The following is a 23,931-nucleotide window of genomic DNA, read 5'->3' as shown; positions in this document are numbered from 1 at the left end:
CATGAAGACACTCATTGCGGCTGCGTTCGCCGCCACACTCTGCCTGGCGGCGGGCTGTGCATCGCGCGGTGCCTCGGGCGCCGACGGCGGCAGTGCCGCGAGCAGCAGCAGCGGAATCACCGTGTTCGGCACGATCGACGCCAACGTCAGCAACGTCAAGAACCAGAGCCGCTGACGGCGCGGCTCAACGCATCAGGAGGGCCTGCCGCAGCAGCCGTGCCGCCCGGTTTTTTATGCGGCCGGGGGCGCTGCGCAGCGGCCCCCGGGGGCTGACCTTGGCGGTGGCGCAGGCCCACAGGAAGTCTTGCAGGATGGCCGTGTCGTCGACGGTGTCGGTGGCGCCGTAGGTATGGAACTCAGGGTGCCACTGGGTCGCGGCGATGTAGCTGCGGCCGCGGTTCCCCTTGCGGCGGATGGCTTCGGGAATGCGGTCGGGGATGCTCCACGCATCGACCTCGAAGCCCGGCGCCAGGTCCTTGACGCCCTGGTGATGGATGCTGTTGACGCGCGCGCTTTCCATGCCCGGGTAGAGCTTGGAAAGGCGGGAGCCGGGCGTGATGCTGATCTCGTGGAAGTTCTGGTCGTAGGTCTCGGCGTCGCGGTGCCGCAGCGCGTTCGGGTGCTGGGCCTCGATGTCCTGGTAGAGCGTGCCGCCGAAGGCCACGTTGATCAGCTGCAAGCCGCGGCAGACGCCGAAGATCGGCTTGCCGGCCTGCTCGAAGGCCTCGACCAGCGCCAGGTCGTAGAGGTCGCGGATGCGGTCGCCCACCCAGGCGTCCTTGAGCGGCACCTCGCCGTAGCTGCCGGGCCAGACATCGGCGCCGCCGTGCATCACGACGCCGTCGAGCCATTCGGCGTAATGCGACAGCTTGGTGTCGCCGCGCGCGGTGGCGCCGGTCGGGCAGGGGACCATCACCACCATCGCGCCGGCCGACATCAGCCAGTGCGTGATCGACTGCTCCACATACTGCAGCGTCTTGTTGGTGAACAGCGAGCGCGCGGGATCGGCGTGGGAGAAGCAGGCGGAAAGACCGATCTTGAGGCGCCCCGAAACGGTTTGTGACATTGGCTCTGTTGCGCCGCGAGTGCCCCGCGGCCCTGCTATGTGGAGTGGCAGTGGCCATTGTGTCGCCTTCCGGCGCGACGTGCACTGCGACGGCCAGGCTGACGCACTGTCGGACGGCATGCCGCGATGGCATCATCGATGCCCCACGACCCGGAGACAAGCACATGAAGACGATCAAGGGGCCGGCCATCTTCCTGGCCCAGTTCGCCGCCGACACGGCGCCCTTCAACTCCCTCGACGCCATCGCCGGCTGGGCCGCCGGCCTGGGCTACAAGGGCGTGCAGATACCGAGCTGGGACGCGCGCCTCTTCGACCTCCGCAAGGCGGCCGAGAGCAAGACCTATTGCGACGAAGTCAAGGGAACGCTGGCCCGCCACGGCCTCGAGATCACCGAGCTGTCGACCCACCTGCAGGGCCAGCTGGTGGCGGTGCATCCGGCCTATGACGCCGGCTTCGACGGCTTCGCGGCGCCCGAGGTGCGCGGCGATCCGGTCAAGCGGCAGCAATGGGCCGTGCAGCAGCTGCACTACGCGGCGCAGGCCTCGGCCCATCTCGGCCTGACGGCGCACGCGACCTTCTCGGGCGCGCTGGCCTGGCCCTACCTCTACTCCTGGCCGCCGCGCCCGGCCGGCCTGATCGAGGAAGCCTTCGACGAACTGGCGCGGCGCTGGAAGCCGATCCTCGACGCCTTCGACGAGGCCGGCGTCGACGTCTGCTACGAGATCCATCCGGGCGAGGACCTGCACGATGGCGTGAGCTACGAGATGTTCCTCGAGCGGGTCGGCAACCATCCGCGCGCCTGCCTGCTGTACGACCCGAGCCACTTCGTGCTGCAGCAGCTCGACTACCTGGCCTACATCGACCACTACCACGAGCGGATCAAGATCTTCCACGTCAAGGACGCCGAGTTCAATCCGACCGGCAAGCAGGGCGTGTACGGCGGCTTCCAGTCGTGGATCGACCGCGCCGGGCGCTTCCGCTCGCTCGGCGACGGCCAGGTCGACTTCGGCGCCATCTTCTCGAAGATGGCGGCGTATGACTTCCCGGGCTGGGCGGTGCTCGAATGGGAGTGCTGCATCAAGCACCCGGAGGACGGCGCGCGCGAAGGCGCCGAGTTCATCAAGCGCCACATCATCCGCGTGGCCGATCGTGCCTTCGACGACTTCGCCGGCGGCGGGGCCGACAGGGCGGCCAACCGGAAGATGCTGGGGATCGCCTAGATCCCCTGCGGCTTGCGCAAGGTCCGCATGCGGTCGACCGCGTGCACCTTGACCTTGCGGATCTGCGTGCCCTGCTGCACGGTGAGCTCGACGTCGGCCTCGGCGTCCGGCCGGGTCCAGAGCTGCTTGTAGAAAGCCTCGAGCGTCGCCACCCGGACGCCGTCGATCTCGAGCACCACGTCGCCTGGCTGCAGGCCGGCCTCGAGCGCCGGCCCCCAGCGGTCGACACGCACGATTTGCACATGCCCATCGCGCTCGAAGGACGAGAGCCCGAGCCAGGGCCGCACGCTGGCGCGGGTGCGGCCGGTCGACTGCATCTCGGCCAGCACCGGCCGCAGCAGCTCGACCGGCACGAACATGTTGCCCGGCAGGCGGTTCGGGCCACCCGCCTCGCGCACCAGCAGGCTGCCGATGCCGACCAGCTCGCCATCGCGGTTGAACAGCGAGGCGCCGCTGTGGTTGGCGATCGGCGGGCTGGTGAAGAGGGCGATGTCGATGTGGTACTCCCAGTTGCCGGAGAACGGCCGGGTCGCCACCAGGCGCGTGAACGCCACCTCGGTGCCGCCGCTGGCGCCGGTGGCGGCCAGCAGCGGCTCGCCCGGCCGCAGCCCGCCGACGCCGGCCAGGGGCACCGGCTCGATGCCGGGCAGCGGCACCAGCGGGCGCACCAGCGCGAAGCCGGTCGCCAGGTCGTAGGCCACCTGGCGAGCCGGCAGCCGGCGGTCGTCCTGGGTCAGGACTTCGATGGTCTCGGCCTCCAGCAGCAGGTAGCCGATCGTGAGGATCAGCCCGTCGGGCCCGATCACCACGCCCGACCCGCTGCGCTGCCGGCCCAGGTTCTCGGCCGAGGTGGCCCCCTCGGTGGCCGTGACCTCGAGCGCGACGACCGCGTCGCCGGCGCGCTGCAGCGCCTGCACCTGGGCCTCGGCCCGGGCGGCATCGACCGCCGTCGCAGGGGTGGCCGCCTGCGCCAGCGGGAGCCATGCCAGCGCGGCCAGCCAAACCCCGACCCACTGCGAGCACCAGCGCCGGGGCGGCGCCGGCGGCCGCTTGGCGAAGGGGTGGTTTTGCATGGCAGCGCTCCTTGGAACGATGGCGCCATGGTGCGCCGCAAGCGCCTCTCCCGCAAGCGCCGGGCGGAGTGTCACGAAGCTGAAATAGCAACTGTCATGCCAGATCGGATATAATCCGGGGTTCGTTTCGATTTAACGACGAAGCACTTTCGTCATTTGCCGGCCAGGCTGGAGATTCTGGAGATCTCCGGGCCCCTCGTGACCAGCCGGCACCACAGTGTGTTGGAGCGCCAGACCGGGCGCCCAAGATTTGCCACCACTGCCTTCGTACTTTGTTGAAGCGAACAGCGCGCTGTCCGCTCCGGTGGGCGCCATTTCCGGCCGGCCTGCGCTCGTTTTATTCAATCTCAATTTCGGCATTTCGCGGCGTCGCGGATTTGCCAAGGCTTTCGATGGACATCATTCAACACAGCATCGCAGTGGGCAAGTACCTTGTCTCGCCGCTCATCAAGGACCTGGACGACGGCCGTTATGCGGCATCGGTCTCGATCCGATCCGGCCGCGGCAGCGGCACGCACGACCGCGTGATGCGTTTCACGCCCAGTTTTGCCAGTCACGCGGCGGCCGTCGGCTACGCGATCGACCAGGGCCTGGGCTGGATTCGCGAACGCAGCGCAACACGCACGCCTTGCGCCGCTTGATTCGGCACACCGATTTCCTATCCAATTACGACAATCCCATTCAAAAGGTAATTCATGCCCAAGGAAGAACTGATCGAAATGAACGGCGCAGTGACCGAAGTGCTGCCTGACTCCCGCTACCGCGTCACCCTCGACAACGGCCACCAGCTGATCGCCTACAGCGGCGGCAAGATGCGCAAGCACCACATCCGCATCCTGGCCGGCGACAAGGTGTCGCTCGAGCTGTCGCCCTACGACCTGACCAAGGGCCGCATCACGTTCCGCCATCTGGAACGCCGTGGTCCGCCGCCGGTCAACAGCGGCGGCAACAACTCGCAGCGCCGCTGACCCTCCCCGTGACCGGTCCCGCCACCGACTTCGCCACGCTGCCGCTGTCGCCGCAGGCGCTCGCGAACCTGACGCAGCTCGGCTACCTGCAGATGACGCCGATCCAGGTAGCCAGCCTGCCGGTGGCGCTGCTCGGCAAGGACCTGATCGCCCAGGCCAAGACCGGCAGCGGCAAGACCGCCGCCTTCGCGCTGGCCCTGCTGGCCAACCTCAATCCGCGCCGCTTCGCCGTCCAGGCCATGGTGCTGTGCCCGACGCGCGAGCTGGCCGACCAGGTCACGACCGAAATCCGCCGCCTGGCCCGGGCCGAGGAAAACATCAAGGTGGTCACGCTCTGCGGCGGCGTCGCCCTGCGCGGCCAGCTGGCCAGCCTCGAGCACGGCGCCCACATCGTGGTCGGCACGCCGGGCCGCATCATGGACCACCTCGACCGCGGCAGCCTGAACCTCGAGGCGCTGAACACGCTGGTGCTCGACGAAGCCGACCGGATGCTCGACATGGGCTTCTTCGAGGACATCGTGAAGGTCGCCCGGCTGTGCCCGAAGGAGCGCCAGACGCTGCTGTTCTCGGCCACCTACCCCGAGGGCATCCAGAAGCTCGCGGCGCAGTTCATGAAGAGCCCGCAGCAGATCACGGTGCAGGCCCAGCACGAAGAGGGCAAGATCGTCCAGCGCTGGTACCAGGTCAAGAACACCGAGCGCCTGCATGCGGTCAGCCTGCTGCTGAACCACTTCCGGCCGCAAAGCTCGCTCGCCTTCTGCAACACCAAGCAGCAATGCCGCGACCTGGTGCAGGTGCTGCAGGCCCAGGGCTTCAGCGCGCTGGCCCTGTTCGGCGAGCTCGAGCAGCGCGAACGCGACCAGGTGCTGGTGCAGTTCGCCAATCGCAGCTGCTCGGTGCTGGTGGCGACCGACGTCGCGGCGCGCGGCCTCGACATCGCCGACCTCGAGGCGGTGATCAACGTCGACGTCACGCCCGACTCCGAGGTCCACATCCACCGCATCGGCCGCACCGGCCGCGGCGAGGCGCAAGGCCTGGCGCTCAACCTCGCGAGCATGGACGAGATGGGCAGCGTCGGCAAGATCGAGCAGCTGCAGGGCCGCGAATCCGAATGGCATCCGCTGGCCGAGCTCACGGCCGATGCCGCCGGTCCGCTGCAGCCGCCGATGGCCACCTTGCAGATCGTCGGCGGTCGCAAGGAGAAGATCCGCGCCGGCGACGTGCTGGGCGCGCTGACCGGCGAGGCCGGCTTCACGCGCGACCAGGTCGGCAAGATCAACGTCAACGAATTCTCCACATACGTGGCGGTCGATCGGCGCATCGCGCGCGAGGCTGCGCACAAGCTTTCCACCGGCCGCGTCAAGGGCAAGACCGTCAAAGTGCGGCTGCTCGACGATGTGGCTTAATTACGTCCTTCGATTTCTTATCACCTGAGCTTTCCATGCCCAAGAAAATCCGCACCGAGGCAGACCGCATTGCCACCCCCAAGCCCGTCCCGCAACCCGGCTACAACGTCCCCAAGTCGGGTGGCGGCCAAAAGGTGAGCCTGGAGCGCGGCACCGCGACCCGCAGCAAGAAGAACCCCGGCAAGCGGGCCAAGAAGGGCGGCTGATCGCCCACCGGGTCGTCTGCGCCGCCGCGGCGCATGCACTCTCGAAACGCGCCCCCGGGCGCGTTTTTCATTTGGATCCCAGGCCTGCACCCATGTCCGACGACTACCAGATCGACATCCCGCCCTCGTTCTTCGCGGTCTACACCGACACCAGGCAACGCCTCGCCGAGCCGATCGCGGTCGTGCGCGCCCGCTACGAGATCTGCGAGGACCTGGCCAACCACCTGGTTGCGCATGCGCAGGTGCTGCATCACGTCGAGGTGCCCTCGGAGGACGAGATCCTGCGCCGGATCCACGCCGGTCTGGCGGTGCCCGACGCCGGGGTGTCGGGCGCGGAAGCCGAGTGGATCGTCCGGCGGCTGGCCGAGCTGCTGGGCTGGGACTGCCCGCCGCTCGACGCGGCGTCGGGCTAGAAGCGGCCGTCTCCCGGTCGGCCAGGTCCTCTGGCAAAGGTGGTATGGACGGCAGTACTAAACGTACGCCATCATGCGTTTTCACACGCACAGGTCCCTTCTTGACCGATCCATCCCTCACCCATCCGGGCCGGCGCTGGCTCAAGCGCATCCTGCTGGCGCTGGCGCTGCTGGTCGCCCTGGCCGCGGCGGCCCTGTTCGCCGGCGACCAGCTGGCGCAACGGAAGATGCAACGCAAGATCGACATCCCGGCGCGGGGCGTGGCGTTCCGCGACGACGCCGCGGCGATCGAACGCGGCCGCTACCTGTTCGCCTCGCGCGGCTGCGTCGACTGCCATGGCGCCCAGGGCGGCGGCAAGGTGTTCCTCGACGACGGCAAGGGCATGCGCATTGCCGGGCCCAACATCAGCCCGGGTCCGGGCAGCGTGGTCGCCGGCTACACGCCGGCCGACTGGGAGCGCTCGATCCGCCACGGCGTCAATCCGCTGGGCCGGCCCCTGATGGTGATGCCGAGCGAGGACTACAACCGCTTCACCGACGACGACCTGGCCGCGCTGGTCGCCCACCTGCGCCACATGCCGCCGGCGAGCGGCGGTGGCCCGGTGGTCGATTTGCCGCTGCCGGTGCGCGCCTTCTATGGCTTCGGACTGATGCGGGACGCCGCCGCCAAGATCGACCATGGGCGGCCGCCGGAGCCGCCGGTGCCCGAAGGCCTGAGCCTGAAGCACGGCGCCTACGTGGCCAACATGTGCCTGGGCTGCCATGGCGAGAAGCTCAATGGGGGCAAGATCCCCGGCGGGCCGCCCGACTGGCCCGCGGCGGCCAACCTGACGCCCGGCGAGGGCACGGCCATGACGCGCTATGCCGATGCGGCCGCCTTCCAGCAGCTCTTCAGGAGCGGCACGCGGCCCGATGGCACGCCGGTGCGGGTGATGCCCTTCGGATCGCTGCGCGAAATGAGCGACATCGACGTGCAGGCGCTGTACCTGTTCCTGAAGAGCCTGCCGCCGAGCCCGCACGGCTAGTGCGACCGGCCAGGCCGACCGGCTCAGTCGACCTTCGCGCCCGACGCCTTGACCACGGCGCCCATCGCGTCCCAGTCGGCCCGCAGCAGCTTCTGGAACTCTTCGGCGTTCTGGCTGCGCGGCTCGACGCCGAGGCGCTTGAAGCGCTCCTGGATCGCCGGATCGGCCAGCACCTTGTTGGTGGCCGCATTGAGGCGCTCGACCTCGGCCTTGGGCGTGCCGGCCGGTGCGAGCAGGCCGATCCAGGAGTCGAAGGCATAGCCCGGCAGTCCGCTTTCCGCCACGGTGGGCAACGTGGGCAGGAACTGGCTGCGCGCCTGGCCCGTGGAGGCCAGCAGCTTCATGCGGGGGTCGTTCTGGAATCCCATCACGCCAACGCTCGACGAGATCACGGCCTGCACGCGGCCGGCCAGCACCTCGTTGACCGCCTCGCCGGTCGACTTGGTCGGGATGTGGGTCATCTCCAGGCCGGCCCTGGCCAGGAAGGACGCCATCGCAAGGTGCGTGGCGCTGCCGTTGCCGGCCGAGGCGTAGTTGTACTTGCCGGGGTTGGCCTTGACCCGCTTGATGAAGTCGGCGGTGTTCGCGACATCGAGGTCGCTCGCCACCGCGAGCACGTAGCCGGCATTGCCGAGGTTGGCGACGCCCACGAAGTCCTTCAGCGGCTCGTAGGGCAGCTTGCTGTAGAGGAAGCCTGCGATGTGGTGGCTGGCCGCCGCCAGCACCAGCGTGTTGCCGTCCGGCGGCGCCTTGGCCACCAGGGCCGCACCGACCGTGCCGCCGGCGCCGGCCCGGTTCTCGACGATCACCGCGGCGTTGAGCGCCGCGCCCAACTCGTTGTTGAAGGCGCGCGCCACGGTGTCCTGCACGGCGCCGGTGCCGAAGGGCACCACGATGCGGATCACGCGCTGCTGCGCGCGCGCCGGCAGCGCGGCGCCCAATGCCAGCCAGGCGGCGGCCGCGGCCAGGGATCGACGGGTCAACGGATTCGACATCTGCATGCTTTCTTGTTGTGGGAAGAAAAAAAAGTGCGCTCAGCGGCCGCCGACCGGGAGCCAGCGCTCCACCAGCTTCACGAAGTAGCTGGCGCCGATCGGGATGATCTGGTCGTTGAAGTCGAACGAGGTGTTGTGGATGATGCAGGGCCCCGGGCCGTGGCCGTCGAGCCGGTGGTCGCCGTCGCCGTTGCCCAGGAAGGCGTAGCAGCCGGGCCGCGCCATCAGCATGTGGGCGAAATCCTCGGCCCCCATCACGGCCGGGAAGTCGTCGGTGACCATGTCGGCGCCGACCACCTCGCGCATCACCTCGGCGGCGAAACGGGCCTCGGCCGGATGGTTGACGACCGGCGGCGAGGCGCGCACGAAGCTCACCTCGGCCGTGCACTCGTGCGCCGCGGCGATGCCCTCGGCGACGGTGCGCAGGCGCGCCTCGATCAGGTCCAGGGCGGCGATCGAGAAGGTGCGCACCGTGCCGCCGACCGAGGCGACATCGGGGATCACGTTCGGCGCATCGGAGCCCTGCAGCTGCGTGACGGCGAGCAGGGCGCGCTCGGTGCTGGCGATGGTGCGCGGCACGAGGGTCGCGAGCGCCTGCGCCAGCGCGACGACCGCGCCGACCGGGTCGAGGCCGGTGTGCGGCATCGAGGCATGCGTGCCGCGCCCGCGCAGCGTGATCTTGTAGGTGTTGCTCGATGCCATCAGCGCGCCTTCGTTGAGCGCGAAGCGGCCGACGTCGCCGACCGGGAAGTTGTGCAGCGCGAAGACCGCGTCGCACGGGAAGCGCTCGAACAGGCCGTCCTGGATCATCTTCCTGGCACCCGCCTTGCCCATCTCCTCGGCCGGCTGGAAGATGAAGTGGACGGTGCCGTCGAAAGCCGCGCCCTGCTGCGCCAGGTGCCAGGCGGCGGCCAGCAGCATCGTGGTGTGGCCGTCGTGGCCGCAGGCGTGCATGCGCCCGGCGTGGGTCGACTTGTGGGCGAATTCGTTGGCCTCGTGCAGCGGCAGCGCGTCCATGTCGGCGCGCAGGCCGATGGTCCGCTTGCCGTTGCCGCGGCGCAGCACGCCGACCAGCCCGGTGCCGGCGATGCCGCGGTGCACCTCGATGCCCCATTCCTCGAGCAGGCTCGCCACCTTCTCGGAGGTGCGGTGCTCCTCGAAGCCGAGTTCGGGGTGGGCGTGGATGTCGCGGCGGATGGCGACGAAGCGGGAAACGTCCGCAAAGGATTCGGCGAGCTTCATGGGGGTCCGGTCTACGAGAAAACGATAGCAGCGCATTCTGACGCAGGCCGACTACGATGCGCGGTACCGACCCCGATGGAGCCTTGCCATGAGCAACGAACTGCGCAACAAGCTGCACGAACTGCAGGAGCTGTCGACCCATGCCCCCGACGCGCCGACCCGCGCGATCATCGAGGCGCTGCGGCTGCAGACCGCGATCCTGAACGAGCGACTCTTCCGCATCGAGCTCCAGTTGAGCGAGGTCACCAAGCGGACCGATACGGCCTGAGGCGCCGCCAGGGACGACGGTGAAGCGAAGTCACATCGCAGCGGGTGCCGGCTTGTCCGTGCTGCTCGGGCTGGCGGCCGCGACCGCCGGCTACGCCGCCTTGCGGCTGCACCGGTCGACGCGGCTGGCGCGCCGGGCCCATCCCTTCGAGCGACAGGCCGAGCCTGAAGGCGCGCGCCTGCTGGTGGTGGGCGACAGCACGGCCGGCGGCGCCGGTGCCAGCGACCCGATCCACAGCCTGCCGGGCCTGCTGTCGCGCGCCAATCCGTCGCTGACCGTGGTCAACAAGTCCCAGCCCGGGGCGCGCTTCGCCGACATCCTCGAGCAGCTCGACGGCGACGAGCGCTTCGACGCGGTGCTGGTGCTCGGCGGGACCCACGACGTACTCGGCACCACCCGCGATGCCGCCTTGCGCGACTTGGTGCAGCGCGTCGCGCAGCGTGCCCGCGTGCGCGCCCAGGTGGTGGTCTTCATGCCGCCCGGCAACCTCGGCAACCTGCGCGTCTTCCTGCCGCCGTGGAGCTGGTGGATGAGCTACCGGGCACGCCGGCTCCAGGCCATCGTCGCCGAGGTGGCGCGGGCCAACGGCGCCCAGCACGTGGCGCTGTTCATGGCGCGCGAGGACGACCCGTTCGCGCGCCATCCCCGGCGGCTGAGCTCCCGCGACGGCCTCCACCCGAGCGACGCCGGCTACGAGTTGTGGCAGCGCGAACTCGAGACCCAGGCCCAGTTGTCGGCCAGGCTGCGCAAGATCGGCCGCAGCGCCGCGGTGCGGGGACCGGTGATCTGAAGACTCAGCGCGCTCCGGCGAACATCGGCTCCAGCTGCCACCAGGCCGGCAGCAGCGCCCGGATCTCCTCCCGCGCGAAACGGTCGTCCAGCAGGTAGAGCACGCCGGCATCGGTCTCGCTGCGGATCACGCGCCCGGCGGCCTGCACCACCTTCTGCAGGCCCGGATAGACGTAGGTGTAGGCATAGCCGTCGCCGAACAGCGCGTCCATGCGCTCGCGCATCACCTCGTTCGGCTCGTTGTGCTGCGGCAGGCCCAGGCTGGCGACGAAGGCCCCGACCAGGCGGTCGCCGGGCAGGTCGATGCCTTCGCCGAAGGCGCCGCCGAGCACGGCGAAGCCGACCCCTCGGCCACCGGCGGCGAAGCGTGCCAGGAAGGCCTCGCGCTCTGCTTCGCGCATGCCGCGCGACTGGCGCCAGGCCGGGATGCCCGGATGGCGCCGCTCGAAGGCGGCCGAGGCGCTGTCCAGGTAGTCGAAGCTGCTGAAGAAGGCCAGGTAGTTGCCAGGGCGGCGCGCGAACTGCGCCGCCACGATGTCGATCAACGCGTCGAGCGAATGGTCGCGGTCGCGAAAGCGGGTCGACAGGTCCATCGCCACCCGGACGTCGAGCTGTTCGCTGCGGAACGGCGAGCCCACGTCCAGCGTCGCCGTGTTCTCGGGCAGGCCCAGCGTGTCGCGGTAGAACGAGAAGGGCGCCAGCGTGCCCGAGAAGCAGGCCGCCGAGGCGGCATCGGCGAAACGCGCCTGCAGGAAGGGCGCGGGCACCAGGTTGCGGATCGCCAGGGCACGCGTGCCCCCCGGGCCGAGCGTCGCCTCGAAGACCGAATGCTTGCCGAAGCTGTCGGCCAGCCGGGCGAACTGGAGCAGGTCGAAGAAGCATTGCTGGAGCGCCCCCGGCGGCTCGTCGGGGCGGGCCGAAAAGTGCTCGGCCATCAGCGAGACCGCTTCCTGCAAGGCTCGCGCGAAGCGCTCGGGCACCTGGTCGTGCGGCTGGTAGGCGGCGACCTGGTCGCGCTGCAGCAGTTGCCATTCGCGCGCCAGGCCCCCCAGCGGCTTGCGCAGCAGCGCCGGCGCCTTGGCGCGCACCGCCTCGAGCGCGGCGGCATCGAGCTGCGCCGAGTACATGCCGCGCGCGCGGTCCAGCAGGTTGTGGGCTTCGTCGACCAGCAGGGCGACGCGCCACTCCTCGTCCTTGGTGAGCGCATACAGGAAGGCGCTGCCGTCGAAGTAGTAGTTGTAGTCGCCGATGACCACGTCGCTCCAGCGCACCATTTCCTGGGCGAGGAAGTACGGGCAGACCTGGTGGGCGAGTGCGATGCCGCGCAGCGCCTCGCGGTCGAGCCAGGCGGCGGCGATGGCTTCGCCGCGGGCCGCCGGCAGCCGATCGTAGAAGCCGCGCGCGAGCGGGCAATCGTCGCCGTTGCAGGCCCGCCCGGGGTACTCGCAGACCTTCTCGCGGGCCGCCAGTTCGAGCACCCGCAGCGGCGCCTGCGCGCGGTCGAAGGTCTGCAGCGCACCGAGGGCGACCGCGCGGCCCGAGGTCTTGGCGGTCAGGAAGAAGATCTTGTCGAACTGCCGCGCCGGCCGCGCCTTGAGCAGCGGAAACAGGGTGGCGACGGTCTTGCCGATGCCGGTCGGCGCCTGGGCCAGCAGCGGGCGCGCCGAGACCGCCGAGCGGTAGACCGCCTCGGCCAGCTCGCGCTGGCCAGGGCGAAAGCCGCCATGCGGAAAGGCGAGCGCCGCCAGCGCCGGATCGAGCGCCGCGCGGTGGGCGGACTCCTGCTCGGCCCACGCCAGGTAGCGCGCGCACAGCGCCTCGAAGTGCCGCTGCAGGTCGGCACGGGTCCAGCTCTCCGCGAGCACCGTTTCCTTTTCGGTGCCGAGGTCCAGATACACCAGCGCGACGTCGAGCGCCGGCAGCGCGTCGCGCTCGCACAGCATCCATGCGTAGCTGCGGGCCTGGGCCCAGTGGAGCGCGCGATGGTTGGCCTTGATGCGGCCGAAGTCGCCGCGATAAGTCTTGATTTCCTCGACCCGGCGGCGCCGCGGGTCCCAGCCATCGGCCCGTCCGCGCACCAGCAGCCGGCCGAAGCGCGCCGACAGGCCGACCTCGCTTTCGTAGTCGAGGCTGCGGCGGGACTGAACCAGCCGGTGGCCCGCCTGGCCTTCCTGGCCACTCGGGGCCGGCACGAAGCGCAGGTCGAGGTCGCCGGCCTTGGCGGCGAAGGCGCAGAGTGTGCGGACCGAGACCGCGAGTGGCGCGGCGGCGGGAGAGGAGAGGAGGGCGGCCATGGGGCTGGATGAATATACAGCGCCCGACCGCACCCCGCTACGTGAACGAGACCACCCCCAGCGCCACCGAGGCGGCCGCCATGGCCGCGGTCGCCAGCCAGCCCAGCAGCCGCCATTTGCGCGGCAGCACCATCTGGCCCATGACCGCCGGACTCGACGCCGCGATCATCACCGCGACCATCACCGGCACCGAGATGACGGCGTTGATCACCGCCGCCCAGTACAGGGCCGAGATCGGATTCAATCCCGACAGGCTGATGCCCACGCCCAGCAGCATCGCGGCCGCGAGGATGGCGTAGAAGCTGCGGCCGCGCGCCAGCGTCAGGTCGAGCCCCTTGCGCAGGTGGAAGTAGCTGGCCACCGCCTCGGCCGCCGATCCGGCGAGCACCGGGAGCGCCAGCATGCCGGTGCCCAGGACGCCGAGCGCGAAGAGCCAGAAGGCGAGGTCGCCGGCGATCGGCTTCAGTGCGGCGGCGGCCTGGGCGGTGGTCTCGATCCGGCTCTGGCCATGGGCATGCAGCGTGGCGGCGGCGGCGGTGATGATGAAGAAGGCGATCAGGTTCGAGAAGCCCATGCCGACCGCGGTGTCGATGCGCAGTCGGCGCAGTTGCGTGCGCGCCTGTTCCGGCGCCACGCGCAGCGGATGGTCGGCGGCCACGCGCTTGATCTCCTGCACTTCCTGCGAGGCCTGCCAGAAGAAGAGGTACGGACTGATCGTGGTGCCGAGGATCGCGACCACCGTGGTGACGTACGCGCGGCTCCAGTGGAAGTCCGGCGTGAAGGTTCCCCTGAGCGCCGCGGCCCAGTCGACATCGACCGCGAACACCACGCCCACGTAGGCGAACAGCGACAGCGTGAGCCACTTGAGCACGCGAACATAGCGCTCGTAGGGCAGGAACACCTGCAGCAGCAGCGACACGATGCCGAAGCCCACGGCGTACCAGGCCGGCCGGCCGGGCAGCACCAGCGCAGCCGAATCGCCCATCGCGCTGAGGTCGGCGCCGAGGTTGATGACATTGGCGACCAGCAGCAGCAACACCAGCGTCGCCACCATCCATCGGGGGCAGAAGCGGGCGAAGGTCTCGGTGAGGTTCTTGCCTGTGACGCGACCGATGCGCGCGCTGGCCAGCTGAATCCCCATCATCAGCGGATAGGTCAACAGCAGGGTCCAGCCCACACCGTAGCCGAGCTGCGCACCGGCCTGGGTATAGGTGGCGATGCCGCTCGGGTCGTCGTCCGCGGCGCCCGTGATCAGGCCCGGGCCGAGCTTGGACCACCAGCGCGCTTTCGCGGGTGCGGCGGGCGCGGTCGCGGACGCTGAAGGGGTGCTCATCGCGGCTTCGTGTGAAGGGGTGCGCCAGCATCGCTGGCCAGGCCAGGCCCCAGGCATAGGTGCCGGCCCCGGCGCGCTGTCGGACTGGGTCGAGTCCGCATCGGCAACGCGGTGTTGGACGACATGCACGCGGCGCACCCCTGCCTACGGTGAAGCCATCCCACCCACTTTCCATCCCGACACCAGGAGCACTCTCATGACCCCTTCCGCCAAATCCCCGGACAGCGTCGCTTCGGAGCATCGCAAGGTGCAGCGTGAGCAGGATGCCAAGGACCGCACAGCGGGCTGCCAAGCCGAACGCGGGAAGCCCATGCAGGCGGGCCATCGGCCCGAGCCGGAGAACCCGATGCCCAGCCAGCACCTGAAGAAGCCGGGCCTCGAGGCCGACATGGATCTGCAGCCGCGCTTCATGGCCTCGGGTTACCTGGGCAGCGGCAAGCTCGATGGCATGGTGGCGCTGGTGACCGGCGGCGACTCGGGCATCGGCCGCGCGGTGGCGCTGCTCTACGCGCGCGAAGGCGCCGAGGTCGCGATCGTCTACCTGCAGGAGGAGCAAGTCGATGCCGAGGAGACCAAGCGCTGCATCGAGGCAGAGGGCAGGCACTGCGTGCTGATCCCGGGCGACGTGCGCGACCCGGTCTTCTGCCAGCGCGCGGTCGACGAGACGGTGCAGGCCTTCGGGCGGCTCGACATCCTGGTCAACAACGCGGCCTTCCAGCTGCACGCCGCGGCCATCGAGGACATCACGGACGAACGCTTCGAACTCACGCTGCGCACCAACGTCTTCGGCTACTTCCAGATGGCACGGGCCGCGGTGCCGCACTTGCCGCGCGGCGGCTCGATCATCAACACCGGCTCGGTGACCGGCCTCGAAGGCAGCGCCGAGCTGCTCGACTATTCGACCACCAAGGGGGCCATCCACGCGTTCACGAAATCGCTGGCGAGCAACCTGCTGGACAAGGGCATCCGCGTCAACGCCGTGGCGCCTGGGCCGGTGTGGACGCCGCTGAACCCCGCCGACCGCCCGGCCGAAGACGTGAAGGACTTCGGCCGCCACACCGACATGAAAAGGCCGGCGCAGCCCGAGGAGCTGTCGCCGGCCTATGTGTTCCTGGCCGCGCCCTGCTGCGCCAGCTACATCACGGGCATCGTGCTGCCGGTGACCGGCAGCGTGGGCGCCGTGTAGATCAGAACTTCCACAGCAGGGTGGCCTTGACGCCGTTGTCGGTCACGCCGCTGCCGGCCTGGCCGAGGTAGGACACGCCCAGCGTCAGGTCCTTGCGCAGCGAGAAGTCGACACCCGCCTCGACCACCGCGGCATCCTTCGCGATCGGCACGCCGGCGACCACGAAGGCCGACTGCGAAGCCAGCGCCATCGACGCGTACTGGCTGGTGCTGCCGATCGCGTGGCGCCAGCCCAGCATGCCGCGCAGCGTCATCTTCGCGCCGCCGAGTTCGACGTCGGTGGTGGCGCGCACGCCCAGCGTGCTGTAGCCGATGTCGGTGCTGTCGCCGGCGCCGTGCAGCGCCGCGAAGCCACCGCGCTCGCTGAAGTCATCGGTATGCAGGTTGACATAGGCGAGGCCGGCGAAGGGCTCGACCGCGACCGCGCCGGCATCGATGCGCCAGCCCAGTTCGCCGAACAGCTGCGCCGTCTGCGCCTTGTAGCTGGCGGTCGGCAGGTCGGCGAAATTGCCGAACACCACCGCGCGCCGGGTGTCGATGCTGCTGTCGCTGTAGCTCGCGCCGAGCCGCAGGCCCAGGGCGCCCCACTGGCGGCCGCCATAGACGCCCAGGTGCCAGCTGTCGCTGCTGGCCGACGAGGCGCGGGCGTCGAGATCGGCGCTGCCGCTGCTGTAGCCGGCCATCAGGCCGACACGCCAGTCGTCGCCGACCTTCGTGTCGCCGCCGATCAGCAGGCCGCTGGTCGAGCCGTCGATCTTCGAGGCGTTGCCGTCGCCGCGGATGTCGCCCCGGGCGCCGAAGGCATAGGCCCAGACGCCGTCCTTCGAGGCGGTGTCGGTGCCGGTGGCGACGCCGCCGAGCGAGCGCCGGGCATGGTCGAGGCCGGCGTCGCGCACGTAGCGGCTGTCCTCGATGGCCATCGACTTGAGCGAGGCATGCAGTTCGCCGCCGAGTTGCGCGAACGCGCTGCGGGCCGTGACGGCGTCGAGCTTGACCACCGCGTTGTAGAGCGCGCCGGAGCCCGAGGCGTCGACCGCGCCGCCGGCCTGGCTCTCGTTCGGCGTGTTGCCGACCGACTCGAACGTGGTGTCGTTGCGCTTCAGGCTCAGGACCACATCCTGTGCGCTGTAGCTGAGCGTCGGGTCGAGGAAGGCGAAGTTGGTCGTGATGCCGCCGAAGCTGCCGTTCACGCCGGCACCGGCGTTGAGGATGGTGTAGGTGGTGGTCGGATTCCAGTTGCCGTCGGCCAGGACCGCCAGCGAACCGCCCTGCAGGTGGATCGCGCCGGTGGCGCGGATCAGGTCGCTGCGGCCGTCGACCGCGGCTTCGACCTGGTAGGTCGAGCCCGCCGCCAGCGTGAGGTCGCCCGCCACGTGCAGGGTGCCGATCGAATTGCCCGGCGCCACCGTCGCGCCCGACTGGACCACGGTCGTGCCGACCGTGCCGTTGCCCTTGAGCGTGGTGCCGCCGGCCATCGTCAGCGCGCCGCCGAGCGAACCGTTGACCGCCAGCGTACCGGTCTTGACCAGCGTGCTGCCCGTGAAGGCGCTGCTGTCGCCGGTCAGGTTGAGCGCGCCGGCGCCGCTCTTGGTGAAGCTGCCGTTGCCGGAGATCGCATTGGCGAAGGTGGCATCGGTGGCCTGCCGGATCTCTAGCGCCGCGTTGTCGACGATCGCGCCGGCGCCGAGGCTGCCGGCGCTGCCGATCAACTTGCCGGCAGAGATCAGCGTGCCGCCGGTGTAGCTGTTGGCGCCGCTGAGCGTGGTCGTACCGCCGCCGAGCTGGCTCACGCCGCCGCTGCCGCTGATCGCGCCGGCAAAGTCCACGGCGTCGCTGCGATTGAAGGCCAGCCTGCCGTTGTTGGTCACGTCGCCGGTGATCGAGCCGCTGGTGCCGCCATTGCCGAGCTGCAGCGTGCCGCCGGAGATCACAGTGCCGCCGCTGTAGGTGTTGGCGGCGGTGAGCGTGGTGGTGCCGGCGCCCAGCTGCTGGACGCCGCCGCTGCCCGAGATGCCGCCGGCCGCAGTCACGGCATCGCTGCGGCTGAAGGCCAGCGTGCCTTCGTTGGCGACTTCGCCGAGGATCGAGCCGCTGCTGCCGCCGCTGCCGAGCTGCAGCGTGCCGGCCGAGATCGTCGTCCCGCCCGTGTAGGTGTTGTTGCCGGTCAGCACGGTCGTGCCGGTGCCGGTCTTGGTGACCGTGCCGCTGCCCGAGATCACGCCCGCGATCGGCGCCGCCGTGTTGGCGAAGACCAGCGCGGCGTTGTCCGTCACGTTGCCGGCCAGCGTGCCGGCCGTGGTGGTGTTGCCGATCTGCAGGGTGCCGGCCGAGATGGTCGTGCCGCCGCTGTGGCTGTCGGTGCCGGCCAGCACCAGCGTGCCGATGCCGGCCTTGGTCAGGCCGCCGCTGCCGGTGATGGCGCCGCCCAGCGTCAGCGTGTTGGCGTTGGTGTTGACCGTGCCTCCGCCCGCGTTCAGCGTCACCGCGCGGTTCGACGTGAAGTCTGCCGAGGTGCTCAGCGTGCCGCCGTTGAAGGTGATGCCGCCGGCGGTGTTGCCGAGGTTGCCGTCGTTCGCCACCGACAAGGTGCCGGCCGAGATCGTGGTGCCGCCGCTGTAGCTGTTGGCGCCGCTGAGCGTGGTCGTGCCGCTGCCGATCTGGCTCACGGCGCCGCTGCCGCTGATGGCGCCGGCGAAGTTCACGGCGTCGCTGCGATTGAAGGCCAGCGTGCCGTTGTTCGCCACGTCGCCGATGATCGAGCCGCTGGTGCCGCCATCGCCCAGCTGCAGGGTGCCGCCCGTGATCAGCGTGCCGCCGCTGTAGCTGTTGGCGCCGGTGAGCACGAGCGTGCCCGGGTCCGTCTTTTCGAGTTTGGCCGTGCCCGCGAGCTCGGCGCCGACAGTGGCGGTGATCGGCGTCGCGCTGCCGTCGCCGACACGGATGATCGCCTGCGTCCCGACCAGCTGGACCGGGCCGCCCTGCACCACATAGCCGCTGGTCGCGAACTGCATGCCGGTGACGGCGACTGCACCTTGCGCGTTGTCGACCGCGACCGTGCCCGAGGCCCCCTGGAACACCGCGAAACCGGGTTGCGGCGACATCGGGGCATTGAGGGTGCCGTTCTGGTTCGCCCAGTTGCCGGAGCTCGCCGTCCAGGTGCCGGTGCCGCCGTCGATGGCGCCGTTGTTGAGATTGGCTGCACTGCCGCCATCCCAGAAATTCAGCGTCTGACCGGTCGTGTTGACCAGGTTGACCTGCTTCGCGACGGCGGTCTGGACCGACAGCGATGTGCCGCTCGGCGTGTTGCCGACCAAGAGGCCGTTGTCGGTCAGCGCGCCGGTGTAGTTCACCAGCCGGTAGACGCCGGGGCCGAAGCCGCCGAGGTCGGCGACGTTGAGCTGGCCGTCGAGCGTGAGGGCGCCGTTGACCTGGAACAGCGCGGTGCTGCTCGGCGTGCCGAGCGCCACATTGATGTTCGAGTTGCTGCCCAGCGTCAGCGCGCCGGTGGCCAGCGTCTGACCGCTGCGGCCTTGCAACGTGCCGCCATCGGCGACCGTCACGGCTCCGGCGATCGAGCCGCTGCCCGCCAGCGTGGCATTGTTCGCGACGCCGACGGCGGTGTTGCCGAGCGCGCCGTTGACCTGCAAGGTTCCGGCTGCGACGCTGGTGGCGCCGGTGTAGGTGTTGTTGCCCGTCAGCACGGTCGTGCCGGTGCCGGTCTGGGTCACCGTGCCGACACCCGAGATCACGCCGCCGTAGCTGAGCGTGCCGGAACGATTGAAGACCAGCGCGCCGGCGTTGGCCACGTTGCCGGCGATCGCGCCGCTGGTGCCGCCGTTGCCGACCTGCAGCGTGCCGGCCGAGATCGTCGTCCCGCCCGTGTAGGTGTTGTTGCCGGTCAGCACGGTCGTGCCGGTGCCGGTCTTGGTGACCGTGCCGCTGCCCGAGATCACGCCCGCGATCGGCGCCGCCGTGTTGGCGAAGACCAGCGTGGCGTTGTCCGTCACGTTGCCGGCCAGGGTGCCGGCCGTGGTCGCGTTGCCCACCTGCAGCGTACCCGCCGAGATGGTCGTGCCGCCGCTGTGGCTGTCGCTGCCGGCCAGCACCAGCGTGCCGCCGCCAGCCTTGGTCAGCCGGCCGCTGCCGGTGATGGCGCCGCCCAGCGTCAGCGTGTTCCCATTGGTGTTGACTGTGCCGCCCGCGTTCAGCGTCACCGCGCGGTTCGACGCGAAGCTCGTCGAAGTGCTCAGGGTGCCGCCGTTGAAGGCGATGCCACCGCTGGCGTTGCCGAGGTTGCCGTCGTTCGCCACCGACAAGGTGCCGGCCGAGATCGTGGTGCCTCCGCCGTAGCTGTTGGCACCGCTGAGCGTGGTCGTGCCGCTGCCGATCTGGCTCACGCCGCCGCTGCCGGAAATCACGTTGCTGAACGTGAAGCTGTTGCTTCGGTTGAAGGCGAGCGTGCCGTTGTTCGTCACGGCGCTGGACGCGCTGATCGCGCCGGTGGTGCCGCCGTTGCCCAGTTGCAGCGTGCCGGCCGAGATGGTCGTGGCGCCGCTGTAGGTGTTGGCGCCCGTCAGCACGGTCGTGCCGCTGCCGCTCTGCGTCACCGCGCCGACACCCGAGATCACGCCGCCGTAGCTGAGCGTGCCGGACCGATTGAAGACCAGCGCGCCGGCGTTGGCCACGTTGCCGGCGATCGCGCCGGTGGTGCCGCCGTTGCCGACCTGCAGCGTGCCGGCCGAGATCGTCGTCCCGCCCGTGTAGGTGTTGTTGCCGGTCAGCACGGTCGTGCCGGTGCCGGTCTTGGTGACCGTGCCGCTGCCCGAGATCACGCCCGCGATCGGCGCCGCCGTGTTGGCGAAGACCAGCGTGGCGTTGTCCGTCACGTTGCCGGCCAGGGTGCCGGCCGTGGTCGCGTTGCCCACCTGCAGTGTGCCGGCCGAGATGGTCGTGCCGCCGCTGTGGCTGTCGCTGCCGGCCAGCACCAGCGTGCCGCCGCCAGCCTTGGTCAGCCGGCCGCTGCCGGTGATGGCGCCGCCCAGCGTCAGCGTGTTCCCATTGGTGTTGACTGTGCCGCCCGCGTTCAGCGTCACCGCGCGGTTCGACGCGAAGCTCGTCGAAGTGCTCAGGGTGCCGCCGTTGAAGGTGAGGCCGCCGCTGGCGTTGCCGAGGTTGCCGTCGTTCGCCACCGACAAGGTGCCGGCAGAGATCATGGTGCCGCCGCCGTAGCTGTTGACACCGCTGAGCGTGGTCGTGCCGCTGCCGATCTGGCTCACGCCGCCGCTGCCGGAAATCACGTTGCCGAACGTGAAGCTGTTGCTTCGGTTGAAGGCCAGCGTGCCGTTGTTCGTCACGGCGCTGGACGCGCTGATCGCGCCGGTGGTGCCGCCGTTGCCCAGTTGCAGCGTGCCAGCCGAGATGGTCGTGGCGCCGCTGTAGGTGTTGTCGCCCGTCAGCACGGTCGTGCTGCTGCCGATCTGGCTCACGCCCCCGCTGCCGGAAATCACGTTGCTGAACGTGAAGCTGTTGCTCCGGTTGAAGGCGAGCGTGCCGTTGTTCGTCACGGCGCTGGACGCACTGATCGCGCCGGTGGTGCCGCCGTTGCCCAGTTGCAGCGTGCCGGCCGAGATGGTCGTGGCGCCGGTGTAGGTGTTGGCGCCCGTCAGCACGGTCGTGCCGCTGCCGCTCTGCGTCACCGTGCCGACACCCGAGATCACGCCGCCGTAGCTGAGCGTGCCGGAACGATTGAAGACCAGCGCGCCGGCGTTGGCCACGTTGCCGGCGATCGCGCCGCTGGTGCCGCCGTTGCCGACCTGCAGCGTGCCGGCCGAGATCGTCGTCCCGCCCGTGTAGGTGTTGTTGCCGGTCAACACGGTCGTGCCGGCGCCGGTCTTGGTGACCGTGCCGCTGCCCGAGATCACGCCCGCGATCGGCGCCGCCGTGTTGGCGAAGACCAGCGTGGCGTTGTCCGTCACGTTGCCGGTCAGGGTGCCGGCCGTGGTCGCGTTGCCCACCTGCAGCGTACCCGCCGAGATGGTCGTGCCGCCGCTGTGGCTGTCGGTGCCGGCCAGCACCAGCGTGCCGCCGCCAGCCTTGGTCAGCCGGCCGCTGCCGGTGATGGCGCCGCCCAGGGTCAGGGTCGTGGAGGTGTTGGTGTTGACCGTGCCGCCCGCGTTCAGCGTCACCGCGCGGTTCGACGTGAAGCTGCTCGTGGTGTTCAGCGTGCCGCCGTTGAAGGCGATGCCACCGCTGGCGTTGCCGAGGTTGCCGTCGTTCGCCACCGACAAGGTGCCGGCAGAGATCATGGTGCCGCCGCCGTAGCTGTTGACACCGCTGAGCGTGGTCGTGCCGGCGCCGATCTGGCTCACGCCGCCGCTGCCGGAAATCACGTTGCCGAACGTGAAGCTGTTGCTTCGGTTGAAGGCAAGCGTGCCGTCGTTCGTCACGGCGCTGGACGCACTGATCGCGCCGGTGGTGCCGCCACTCCCGAGTTGCAGCGTGCCGGCCGAGATGGTCGTGGCGCCGGTGTAGGTGTTGTTGCCCGTCAGCACGGTCGTGCCGCTGCCGCTCTTGCTGACCGTGCCGCTGCCCGAGATCAAGCCCGCGATGGGCGCCGCCGTGTTGGCGAAGACCAGCGCGGCGTTGTCCGTCACGTCGCCGGCGAGCGCGCCGGCCGTGGTCGCGTTGCCCACCTGCAGTGTGCCGGCCGAGATGGTCGTGCCGCCGCTGTGGCTGTCGCTGCCGGCCAGCACCAGCGTGCCGCTGCCGACCTTGGTCAGGCGGGTGCTGCCGGTGATGGCGCCGCCCAGCGTCAGGGTCGTGGCGGCGTCGGTGTTGAACGTGCCGCCGCCCGTGCCCAGGCTGACCGCACGGTTCGACGTCACGTCGGCGGTCGCCCGGAGCGTGCCGCCCGCCACGGTCAGACTGCCGCCGGTGGCGCCCAGGCTCGCGTCCGAAGCGATCGCCAGGGTGCCGGCCCGAATCGACCAGGGCGTGAGCGCCGTCGTCGCGCCGGTCAGCGTCCAGGTGCTGGTGCCCGTCTTCTGGAAGGTTGCGAAATTGCGGTACTGGGCCGTGTTGCCGATCTGGCTGGCGTCGAAACTGCTGCTCGTGTTGCCGCCCAGGACCAGGCTGTCGCTGCCGCCTGCGGTCGCGACGACATTGCCCGTGATCGTGGAGCCGGCCTGGAGCGTCAGCGTGTTGCCGACCCCCGAGAACTGGATCGCATCGGCGTGGAGCCCGGCACCAGCGCCCGAGCCCGTCCCCGCCACGCCGCCGGTGATCGTCCCGCTGTTGATGATCGTCACGCCCCCGGTCGCCTTGATCGCGACGCCGCCCGCCCCTGCCTGGCCGAGGTTTCCGCCTTGGGTGGACAAGCCACCGGCGCCGCCGGCACCGCCGGCGATGGTCCCGGCATTGGTGAGCGTGCGTGCGCCGGTGATCTGGATACCGGTGCCGCCGTCGCCGCCGGCGCCGCCGGAACCCGCCGTGGCCGCACCGCCCGCACCACCGGCTCCGCCTTGCACCGCCCGGGTCACGTCGACGGTGACGTTGCCGCCGCTGGTCGTCAGCAGGCCCACCCCGCCCTGGCCACCGCCGCCGCCGCCGCCCCAGCCCCAGTCCCCGCCGGTGCCCTGCGGACCCGCAGCGCCGCCCGCGCCGCCCGCGCCACCGGTCAGCGCGTTGCTGACGGTCACCGTGCCGGTCCCCGAGAACACCAATCCCGCCGCACCGGCGCCACCGCCGCCGCCGCCGCCGTCGACATAGCCATTCACCACAGTCGCCGGCGCGAGACCCGGGCCGCCGCTGGCGCCGGTGGTGGCAATGCTGATCTGGCGGTTGCCGCTCGTCACGCGCGACGCCGCGGCCACCACGCCACCGGCGCCGCCGGTGGCCACCGGCGTGTTGCCGCCGCCATTGCCGCCCGCGGCCCCATCCCCTGCGGTGGCGCCGGTCGTGACCACCGCCCCACCACCACCGCCGCCGCCTGCCTTGTAGGTGACGCCGCTGTCCACCACAGACCCGGTAGCGCCGATGGCGCCCGTCGACTGCGCCAGCGTCCCGCCGGTACCGCCGGCACCGCCGGCAACGCCGACGTTCGTGTTGCTCGCCCCGCCGGCCCCGCCGCCCGCCCAGGCGCTGGCCGGCGCCATCGAGGCAATCGCCAACGCGAGAACCGAAGCGAGCGCTGACATACGTGGCATAGCCGATTCAACAGTCGACACTGCATCGCGTCCTCCGTGCGATCCGGTGGCAACCTCGGACACGGCCTGGCACACGCCCTTGCTGCGGTTGAAGACGACACGGTGGACACAATTCATTGGAAATCTCGAGAAGTGTTAACTAAAGATACAGATTGTTAGATATTTAGTGCTGAGTTGTAACTAGTTCGGGCTATATCCGAGTCCGATTAGTGAGAAATAAGTTTGCAATCCGCCTATGGGGCAG

The 23,931-nt window shown here is 70.1% G+C and carries 18 protein-coding genes; 11 read left to right on the top strand and 7 right to left on the bottom strand.

Going from position 1 to position 23,931, the window contains the following annotated elements; all coding sequences use genetic code 11:
* Position 1: 1 nt before the first annotated feature.
* Complete coding sequence (locus QTI17_RS11910; RefSeq protein ID WP_286533330.1) at positions 2–175, top strand: hypothetical protein; 174 nt, start codon at positions 2–4, stop codon at positions 173–175.
* A gap of 9 nt (positions 176–184) precedes the next feature.
* Here the strand turns inward: QTI17_RS11910 and QTI17_RS11905 are convergent, their stop codons facing one another.
* On the bottom strand, positions 185–1,066 hold the full coding sequence (locus tag QTI17_RS11905; RefSeq protein WP_286533328.1) for a gamma-glutamyl-gamma-aminobutyrate hydrolase family protein: 882 nt from the start codon (positions 1,064–1,066) through the stop codon (positions 185–187).
* A gap of 164 nt (positions 1,067–1,230) precedes the next feature.
* Here QTI17_RS11905 and QTI17_RS11900 point away from each other — a divergent pair, with 164 nt between their 5' ends.
* Positions 1,231–2,286, top strand: a complete 1,056-nt coding sequence (locus QTI17_RS11900) for a sugar phosphate isomerase/epimerase family protein (RefSeq protein WP_286533326.1) — start codon at positions 1,231–1,233, stop codon at positions 2,284–2,286.
* Here QTI17_RS11900 and QTI17_RS11895 read toward each other — a convergent pair.
* Complete coding sequence (locus QTI17_RS11895) at positions 2,283–3,359, bottom strand: S1C family serine protease (RefSeq protein ID WP_286533324.1); 1,077 nt, start codon at positions 3,357–3,359, stop codon at positions 2,283–2,285. The genes QTI17_RS11900 and QTI17_RS11895 overlap by 4 nt on opposite strands.
* A 392-nt stretch (positions 3,360–3,751) precedes the next feature.
* Between QTI17_RS11895 and QTI17_RS11890 the strand changes: the two genes are divergently transcribed.
* The 6 genes from QTI17_RS11890 to QTI17_RS11865 all read left to right on the top strand — a co-directional run bounded on the left by QTI17_RS11890 (position 3,752) and on the right by QTI17_RS11865 (position 7,377).
* Positions 3,752–4,000, top strand: coding sequence for a hypothetical protein (locus QTI17_RS11890; RefSeq protein WP_286533322.1), 249 nt, complete (start codon positions 3,752–3,754; stop codon positions 3,998–4,000).
* A 54-nt stretch (positions 4,001–4,054) separates the two neighbouring features.
* A complete protein-coding gene (gene infA, locus QTI17_RS11885) occupies positions 4,055–4,327 on the top strand; it encodes a translation initiation factor IF-1 (RefSeq protein ID WP_286519699.1) in 273 nt (90 codons plus the stop codon).
* An 8-nt stretch (positions 4,328–4,335) separates the two neighbouring features.
* Complete coding sequence (dbpA, locus tag QTI17_RS11880) at positions 4,336–5,733, top strand: ATP-dependent RNA helicase DbpA (RefSeq protein WP_286533320.1); 1,398 nt, start codon at positions 4,336–4,338, stop codon at positions 5,731–5,733.
* 35 nt (positions 5,734–5,768) lie between these two features.
* A complete protein-coding gene (locus QTI17_RS11875; RefSeq protein WP_286371840.1) occupies positions 5,769–5,939 on the top strand; it encodes a hypothetical protein in 171 nt (56 codons plus the stop codon).
* Between the two features lie 92 nt (positions 5,940–6,031).
* Entirely contained in the window at positions 6,032–6,352 is a 321-nt protein-coding gene (locus QTI17_RS11870; protein WP_286533318.1) for a hypothetical protein, read from the top strand.
* Positions 6,353–6,453: 101 nt separating this feature from the next.
* Positions 6,454–7,377 (top strand): c-type cytochrome, encoded by a 924-nt coding sequence (locus QTI17_RS11865; protein ID WP_286533316.1) that lies wholly within the window; start codon positions 6,454–6,456, stop codon positions 7,375–7,377.
* Between the two features lie 23 nt (positions 7,378–7,400).
* Here the strand turns inward: QTI17_RS11865 and QTI17_RS11860 are convergent, their stop codons facing one another.
* Together QTI17_RS11860 and QTI17_RS11855 are read right to left on the bottom strand one after the other, a co-directional pair.
* Positions 7,401–8,378 carry a tripartite tricarboxylate transporter substrate-binding protein gene (locus tag QTI17_RS11860; protein ID WP_286533314.1) on the bottom strand — a complete coding sequence of 326 codons (978 nt, stop codon included), beginning with the start codon at positions 8,376–8,378 and terminating at the stop codon, positions 7,401–7,403.
* Between the two features lie 33 nt (positions 8,379–8,411).
* Positions 8,412–9,614 (bottom strand): M20 aminoacylase family protein, encoded by a 1,203-nt coding sequence (locus QTI17_RS11855; RefSeq protein ID WP_286533313.1) that lies wholly within the window; start codon positions 9,612–9,614, stop codon positions 8,412–8,414.
* 88 nt (positions 9,615–9,702) lie between these two features.
* On the opposite strand from QTI17_RS11855, the gene QTI17_RS11850 reads away from it, so the two are divergent.
* Both QTI17_RS11850 and QTI17_RS11845 read left to right on the top strand, forming a co-directional pair.
* On the top strand, positions 9,703–9,882 hold the full coding sequence (locus QTI17_RS11850; RefSeq protein WP_286519694.1) for a hypothetical protein: 180 nt from the start codon (positions 9,703–9,705) through the stop codon (positions 9,880–9,882).
* Between the two features lie 19 nt (positions 9,883–9,901).
* The gene (locus QTI17_RS11845; protein WP_286533311.1) at positions 9,902–10,672 is read left to right on the top strand and encodes an SGNH/GDSL hydrolase family protein; all 771 of its coding nucleotides are present in this window, start codon (positions 9,902–9,904) and stop codon (positions 10,670–10,672) included.
* Positions 10,673–10,676: 4 nt separating this feature from the next.
* On the opposite strand, the gene QTI17_RS11840 is transcribed toward QTI17_RS11845, so the two are convergent.
* Positions 10,677–12,965: an ATP-dependent DNA helicase gene (locus tag QTI17_RS11840; RefSeq protein WP_286533309.1), complete on the bottom strand. Its 2,289-nt coding sequence runs from the start codon at positions 12,963–12,965 to the stop codon at positions 10,677–10,679.
* Positions 12,966–13,002: 37 nt separating this feature from the next.
* A complete protein-coding gene (locus tag QTI17_RS11835) occupies positions 13,003–14,298 on the bottom strand; it encodes an Nramp family divalent metal transporter (RefSeq protein WP_286533308.1) in 1,296 nt (431 codons plus the stop codon).
* Between the two features lie 196 nt (positions 14,299–14,494).
* Between QTI17_RS11835 and QTI17_RS11830 the strand changes: the two genes are divergently transcribed.
* Positions 14,495–15,484 (top strand): SDR family oxidoreductase, encoded by a 990-nt coding sequence (locus tag QTI17_RS11830; protein WP_286533307.1) that lies wholly within the window; start codon positions 14,495–14,497, stop codon positions 15,482–15,484.
* Position 15,485: 1 nt separating this feature from the next.
* Here the strand turns inward: QTI17_RS11830 and QTI17_RS11825 are convergent, their stop codons facing one another.
* Entirely contained in the window at positions 15,486–23,804 is an 8,319-nt protein-coding gene (locus QTI17_RS11825) for an autotransporter-associated beta strand repeat-containing protein (protein ID WP_286533305.1), read from the bottom strand.
* Positions 23,805–23,931 lie beyond the last annotated feature (127 nt).

The sequence above is a fragment of the Variovorax sp. J31P179 genome (genome assembly GCF_030316985.1).
In the GTDB taxonomy this organism is placed as follows: domain Bacteria; phylum Pseudomonadota; class Gammaproteobacteria; order Burkholderiales; family Burkholderiaceae_C; genus Variovorax; species Variovorax ginsengisoli_B.
The sequence above is the reverse complement of the archived record's forward strand: the minus strand, read 5'-3'. Positions and strand labels throughout refer to the sequence as shown.